Raw genomic sequence first — 7,577 nt, forward strand, 5'->3', positions numbered from 1 at the left:
CCTAATAAGTTTTCTATGCTTGGGAGGAGGCACACATGAAGAATAATCGCTTTCTGCTGTTTAGCCATCCGCGCCTCTTGATGATTCTTGCCTTTCTTATCATGGGAACAACAGCCTTAGGGTTTCAGACACGCCAGGAACCAAGTAAATTCGACCATCTGGTCATCTGGGACCCGTCGAACGTGAGCGTGGCGACAACCCCCGTCGATTCTCTCAGCACCGATGATCCGTTACGCATCGGATGGAACTCTTTCAAAGCCGCTCATGGTCCTGGCTGGAAGATCTATCTCGATAGCCGCTCTGGAGCACCGCTTCTGGTCGAGGGACAGGGTATCCCCTGGATCCCGGGAACCGGGAACAATCTCACCAGCCCCACTGTGGTAACGCTTGATTACCTGGAAAAAACGCTGAGAGAGTTCATGGCGAAGAACGTTGCAATCGTTCTTGCTGATGTATCAGAGCTCGTTCTGAACCGCGACGCTTCGCTTCAGCTGACACCGGAAGTCTGGCAGATCGTCTTCAACAGGGTAGTCAACGGGAACCCGGTCGCGGGCGAGAATTACTTCTTCTTCATCGGTCATGGCAACCTGGTCTCGTTCGGTGCAACTCGATGGAGCAAGATCACAACCAGTCCAACCCCCTCCCTTCCCTCCAACGTGGCGCTTCAGAATCTTTTGAAGTACATGGGACTCAAGGAGGATGAAGAGATCGAATACTTGAACAGCGGCGAGCTGCTATTCCTCCCTGTTCAATCAGTGGGTGGGGCGCACGATTGGTACACCGGCATCATCGGAGAGGGTTACAGTTCCGCACTCGCATGGAAATTCATCATAAGAGTGGCCGGCGAGCTCGGAACGTGGGTGGGGATGGTCGATTCTCATTCAGGTGCTATCCTCGCCCTTTACGATGACAATAAGTACGCTCAGGTGAAAGGCAGCGTCTATCCAGAATCGGACGATCAGATCTGTCCTTCAGGATGCGCGCAGCCCAACTACCCGATGTCCTATGCCGATCTGAACGTCGGCGGAACGCCGCAAACGGCAAGCGACATGGGAATGTTCGATTGCACTCCTGCTGGCAGCACGGCAACGACCACACTCAACGGCCCATATATCTATGTTCACGACAACTGCGGTTCAATCTCCGAGTCCGTGACATGCGATGATGATCTCGACATGCGGACGAGCGACGGCACTGACTGTACCGTCCCTTCAGGGTCAAGTGCTGGGAACACGCACTCTTCACGAAGCAGCTTCTATCACCTCAATCGAGCAGCCGAGCATGCGCGCTTCTGGCTCCCCGATAATTCCTGGATCAAACAGAAGCTAACGGATAACGTCAACATCAACGCCACCTGTAACGCATACTGGAACGGCTCGGTCAACTTCTATAAGTCCGGCGGCGGTTGCAGGAATACTGGTGAGATCGCCGGTGTTGTCCTTCACGAATGGGGCCATGGAATGGACCAGAATGATGGAGGCGGATACGACAATCCCTCAGAAGCCTATGCAGACACGACCGAGTTCATGTATGACCACACCTCCTGCATTGGCCGCGGCTTCTGGGTGTCACAGCAATGCGGTGGATATGGAAACCCCTGCGAAGATTGCACAGGAATCAGGGATATGGACTGGGATAAAAGGGTGGATCATCAGCCTTCGACTGCAGCAAACTGGTCTGACAATTGCGGTGGAGGCGGAGGACCCTGCGGAAACGAGGAGCATTGCGAGGGTTATATTTCAGGGGAAAGCGTGTGGGATCTGGCAGCGCGAGATCTGCCGGCCAATGGATATGACCAGCCAACCTCCTGGCAGATCACGGACAGGCTCTGGTATAAATCTCGGTCTGGTTCTTCAGGAAATGCCTACAACTGTACTCCCCCGAACTCGGACGGATGTAATTCAACGAGCTGGTTCAACAAGTTCAGAAATGTCGACGACGACGATGGCGACCTGAATAACGGAACACCTCACGCGGCAGCCATCTTTGCCGCTTTCAACCGCCACAACATTGCATGCGGCAGCGCCAACGATGCATCCAACAAGAACTATACGACCTGCCCATCCATCGGTGGCACGACACTCAGTGGATCAGCGGGATCCAATTCCGCTTCACTCTCCTGGACTCCAGTTGAGAACGCGTCCACCTATTACGTCCTCAGGAATGATACGAGTTGTGATTGGTCTTACACTGTGATTGCGACGGTTGCTGCCCCAAACACTACTTACACCGACAGCGGACTCGCCAACGACTTCACGGAATATTACAGAGTCCAGGCGGTGGGATCAAATTCTTCCTGTTTCGGACCAGTTTCGAACTGCGTAGATGTGACGCCACAGCCCTTCGCCGGCTCTATCAAATTCGATCGATCACAGTACAACTGCAACGATACGATCACAATCACGGTAAGAGATGCTAACGTGGGCGCTTCAACCGTGAACGTCACGATCTGGTCGACGACTGAACCCGATCCAGAGACCGTAATCTGCACGGAGACTCCTCCGGGTTCCTCGAAGTTCATCGGCACGATCAACACGACACCATCGGCTCCTGCCAGCGATGGACTCCTCTCGCTGACGAACGGCGATACCATAACCGGTCAGTACATCGACGCCGATGACGGAGAGGGTGGACACGACCTGGTGCGTCAGACGACCGCCGTTGCCGATTGCATCGGCCCCAACATCAGTGACGTCATGCACAAGGACATCACCGATACGAAGGCAACCATCACCTGGCTTACCGACGAGGCTTCTGACAGCGTCGTCAAATACGGCCAGAATAAACCGCCTACGAACGAGAAGTCCTCATCGACGCTTGTCACGAATCACTCCATCCAGCTCACGAATCTTCAGTCCTGCACCATTTACTACTATGAGGTCAACTCCTCCGATAGCTCCCATAACAAGGCGGTCGATGACAACAATGGTCAGTACTATCATTTCGAAACCATGCGCTACGATCCCCAATCGGGGCTCGAGTCCTGTCACGCCGGCAAGGTCTATCTCGATCGCAGCGATTACAGTTGCAGCGACACGCTCAGCATCCGCGTGGTCGACATCGATCTCAATGCTGACAAGACGATTGCCGAGACTACGACCGTGACGGTAACGAGCACAAGCGAGACGACACCCGAGACGGTTCTCCTCACGGAGACCGGAGTCGATACCTCCACATTCACCGGAACGATCATGACCGATTCGGGAACGCCGGCGGCCGATGGGAAGCTCCAGACCAAGCATGGAGAGCTGCTCACGGTCACTTACCATGATGCTGACGATGGAACCGGGGCGACGGCCGTTTCTTACACAACTGCTACAGCCGACTGCTCGGGTCCAGCATTCAGCAATATCAAGGTGACGGACTACCCGCCATTCAAGGTGACTATCTCCTGGAATACTTCTGAAGCTTCCACATCAAGGCTGGATTATGGAACCACCACGGCACTCGGCAGGTACAAGGAAAACACAACGCTCAAGACCTCGCATTCCTTCGACATCGACGATCTGGATCTGTGTGAGCTCAACTACTTCAAGATCTCCGGGACGGATATCCGCGGAAATGCAAGGGTGGATGACCGCAACGGCCAGCTCTACACGTTCGAAACCGGACGCGTTCCGACGGCAGTCATGGTGGAAGGATTCGAGAAGGACACTTCGGGCTGGACTCTCAACGGAGAGTGGCAGATCGGGATCCCCCAGGGCCTGGGCGGCAGCGGAGAGGGTTACAAAGATCCAACATCAGCTTACATGGGTGCCAAGGTTCTGGGAACAGATCTCACCGGTCTGGGTTCTTATCCAGGTGATTACGAACCAAACATTAGCCCGGCATGGGAAGCAGTCAGCTATGAGATGGATACCAGAGGGCTTGCTAATTCCAGGTTGATCATACGCAGGTGGCTCAACGTCCACTACGGTATGGTCGATCAGGCCGGCATCTGGGGATATAAGGGCGGCTGGAACCAGATCTGGCAAAACCCGAACACCGTAAACGATGGAAGCTGGCAGGTTCAGACTTACGACATCTCGACTCTCACCGAAAACAACGGCCGCTTCAAAATCAAATTCACAATCGCTTCGAACTTCGAGATTCAGGAGTCGGGCTGGAATATCGACAATATCATCATAAAGGATGGAACAGCCCCCGATGGTGAGCCGTGTGGCGGATGTACGCACAAGCCCTCCTTCGCTGGTCTCAAATCTGCTACAGACCTCGATCCCTGCGCTGATACGGGTGTTTCGCTCTCATGGGACGCCGCGGTGGCCTGGGGATCCGGTAGCAGCGGCAAATACGTCATTTACAGGGACACGATTCCGAACTTCACGCCATCCTCGTCGAACATGATAGCTTCCGGGCTGACGACGACTTCCTACACGGATACTGGCGCTCCCAACGATGTTACTCTCTACTACCTGGTGCGCGCCGAGAATAACGAAACCTGCTCGACAGGTCCCGCGAACGGCGGTGTTGTCGATGACAACACAGTCTACATCTCCGTCAAGGATGCGACCAGCCAGCCGATCCCGGGTGACATCGGTTCGACCCTGCGGCTCCAGAAGATAAACGCCGTGCATCTGAGACTGACCTGGGATGCAGCCGCAAATGCCACAACCTATAACATTTACCGAGCCGACAATCCACAGATGACCGGCGCCGTGAAGATCGGATCCACTTCTAATCTCTTCTATGATGATACCGGCGAGTTGACGAAGATGGATAAGCGCTACTACAAGGTCAAGGCGGCTAACTCATGCGGCCAGGAAGGCCCGTAGACTCCTTGGTCGTGTTGACAGTACCTGATCATTCTGATAAAAAATGCTGCAAAGATCGATAAAGCCGGCGTAGCTCAGCGGTAGAGCAGCTGATTCGTAATCAGCAGGCCATCGGTTCAAAGCCGATCGCCGGCTCCATTATTCACTGAAGGCATCCTTACTTAACCCTTTATGAAATGATCCTTCCTATTCATGCACTAATTTTCTGTGTAAAATATTCAGGAATCGTGAAATAGAATATGGGAATAAGCATTTTCATAGATGACCAGCTTAAAGAGATTTTGAAGCTCGGTCTCCTCGAGGTCGAGTCGGTCGCAGTAGAAGATGGTTGCCCACTGCCATGGAGAGAGATCGACCTCTTCTGCAAGAAGATACGACAGGAGCATCAGAATCAAGCATGGACGGAGATCCCGGGTGTGAAAGAGACGAGAGAGTTATACCGTTTGTGCGGTATCGACCCGACGAAAACACGACCTTCGTCAGAGGCACTGCTGCGAAGAATCCTCCAGGGCAAAGGACTCTATAAGGTAAACAATCTAGTGGATGTCTGCAATTGGTGCTCGCTCGAGTTTCGGTTGCCGATAGGACTTTACGATGCGGATAAAGTAAAAGGGAAGGTGATCTGCCGGCTCGGAAAAGAGGGAGAATCCTTTGCTGGAATAAGAAAAGATGACGTGCATGTGGGCGGAAGGATCTGCATGGCAGATGATGAAGGGGCTTTCGGCAGCCCCACATCAGATTCTGCAAGGACGATGATAACGGAGAACACGAAGCGAGCCTTGATGGTTCTCTTTGCATTAAAGAAGTTCGAGGACTCAACGCTGATGTCCCATCTGGATGAAGCCAAAGAAAGGATTCGAAGATTCTGTCAAGGGGGCGGTTTTAGCAAGGGTATTATTGTTGCCTTTTGATTTGTTTTAAAAAATGGATTAATCTAACACTTTGAAATCAACTGAAGAAGTTGCTGTGCTATTACTGACTTTATCGTATATTTCAATTTCTAAAATATAATCTCCTGATAGCCACTTCTCTAAAGGGAAACTCCATCCTTGCTCGGCTTCAAACCTTCCGGTAAAAATGATTGGCTTCCCTAGTTTTAAGAGTTCATCTTTATCTCTCTTATAAAATTGATAAGTTACATCAAAGTTCTTTTCCCCAATAACCTCATCAATCCCTAAACCGCATATCTGATAGTAAATCCCAAAATCTTCATTTTTATGAAATTCATTGTCAACTTTTGGCAGGACATTCATGCCAAATGGAAGAATACTGTGTTCAACATTCTCAGATTCAATTTTTTTCGCCAAAACGTAATTCTCTATTCCTAACTCGCAGCTTTCAAGATCAGGAATATCTATTTCTTTTTGAAAGCTTACTATCCTCCCGCTTAGCATCTCCTGAATACCCCCAAGAATTCTATATTCCCCTGGCGGAGCAAGGAAAGAAGCCATGATACTTGCTTTTTCTCCTTCCCTTACAATATGCCTTGGGGCATATTGATCGCTTGAAAACAAGCATTCTGATCTATCACTAAGAGAAATAACTTTACCAAACATAGCTAATGAAATGATGTTGTCTTCAGAAATGGTTCCATCGTAGAAGTCTCTTAAATGAAGATCGACCGACAGGAGCACATAATCACTGTTTTCTTCTGAAGGAAAAAAGTTAAACTCAGGCTCACTTTTGAGTGGCTCATAATAGTCCAGTGCTTTGATGACTTCCTTTAAGATTTCTTCACCAGAAGCAATATCAATGGCTTGAGCAACATCGGATTTCATTTGAATCAGCTGATTCAAAGCTATTGATTCTTCTATTTGCTTATTCTTTTTAATAATTTCCCCATGTAAAGGATTTGGCAAGGAATAGTCAGGAATTTTTAAATAGGGAGTTGCTTTCGAATAATGTTCAGGGTTATCGCTCAAAATATATTCACCGGAAGGATCACGATAAAAAGAAACGATTAAGTCAGGATCAGATTTGAATTCCTTGCGATTTCTATAAATCCACCTTTCCAATCCCCTGTGTCCTGACTCAGCTGTATCCCGGAAAGGATTAATTGCGCGACCATGACCATCCGTCCAGCGCCCTTCATGAGGTTTTTTCTGGTCCCTGTCACCCTGTGGCGTAGCTTTTCCTGTCCTGTAAGAATAGTCGACTTTTGCGATTGGTTCTATATCATTTGGCGGCCCTAATAATATGTAGATTTTCCCTCTATCTGTTTTCCATCCTGGTTTTGTTGAATCAGCAAAAAGAGCATTAGCTGTTTTAACTTTTTCCCAAAACTGCTCTCTAAATTCGTTCTTTAATGTCCAAGGTGTTGGATCTCTTTTTTGCCAAAATTTATAGATGAATTCTGTTCTTTCTATGTCTGACTTTAATTCTTTAAATTCCTTTTCTTCTTCGCTTCTTGAAATATATCTTGCAGGTCCGTTGATCCATTCTTTTATGTCATCCTTTTTTACATTATGAAGAATATCTGCTATTTCTATTTCGTGTGAATCAGAAGCTTTCTCTTCAACAGCTTTATCGCTAAAAGGAAATAAAAAGGCAAGCGCAGTTAAAAAATAAGCTACATACTTCTTAAAGTTTCTCTGCATTGTTCGCTTCCTTCAGATTTATATTGAATTTGCCTTTATTATTCTCAATTTTAGGTCTATAAATCTTCTTTGTTTAAAAAATCAGGTTCTTCTCCAGATTAGTTGATATGAGCAAAAGCATTTTTAACAACTAAAGAAAAATATTCAAGATCATGATACCCGTAAGCCTTTCGTTTGATGACCTTGATCTTATTGATGATTCCTTCCA

4 protein-coding genes and 1 tRNA gene are annotated in these 7,577 nt (G+C 48.9%); 3 read left to right on the forward strand and 2 right to left on the reverse strand.

Annotation, left to right across the window (positions count from 1 at the left end; genetic code table 11):
* The first annotated feature begins 35 nt into the window (after positions 1 to 35).
* The 3 genes from AB1756_02460 (at position 36) to AB1756_02470 (ending at position 5,683) form a co-directional block, all read left to right on the forward strand.
* Positions 36 to 4,772, forward strand: a complete 4,737-nt coding sequence (locus tag AB1756_02460) for a hypothetical protein (protein ID MEW5806202.1) — start codon at positions 36 to 38, stop codon at positions 4,770 to 4,772.
* 63 nt (positions 4,773 to 4,835) lie between these two features.
* A tRNA-Thr gene (locus AB1756_02465) sits at positions 4,836 to 4,910 on the forward strand.
* A 101-nt stretch (positions 4,911 to 5,011) separates the two neighbouring features.
* Entirely contained in the window at positions 5,012 to 5,683 is a 672-nt protein-coding gene (locus AB1756_02470) for a phenylalanine--tRNA ligase beta subunit-related protein (GenBank protein MEW5806203.1), read from the forward strand.
* Between the two features lie 18 nt (positions 5,684 to 5,701).
* On the opposite strand, the gene AB1756_02475 is transcribed toward AB1756_02470, so the two are convergent.
* Positions 5,702 to 7,369: a GWxTD domain-containing protein gene (locus AB1756_02475; protein ID MEW5806204.1), complete on the reverse strand. Its 1,668-nt coding sequence runs from the start codon at positions 7,367 to 7,369 to the stop codon at positions 5,702 to 5,704.
* A gap of 98 nt (positions 7,370 to 7,467) precedes the next feature.
* Positions 7,468 to 7,577 (reverse strand): transposase (locus tag AB1756_02480; GenBank protein MEW5806205.1); only part of this gene is annotated, 110 nt, incomplete at its 5' end.

It is taken from the genome of Acidobacteriota bacterium (assembly GCA_040752675.1).
In the GTDB taxonomy this organism is placed as follows: domain Bacteria; phylum Acidobacteriota; class Polarisedimenticolia; order JBFMGF01; family JBFMGF01; genus JBFMGF01.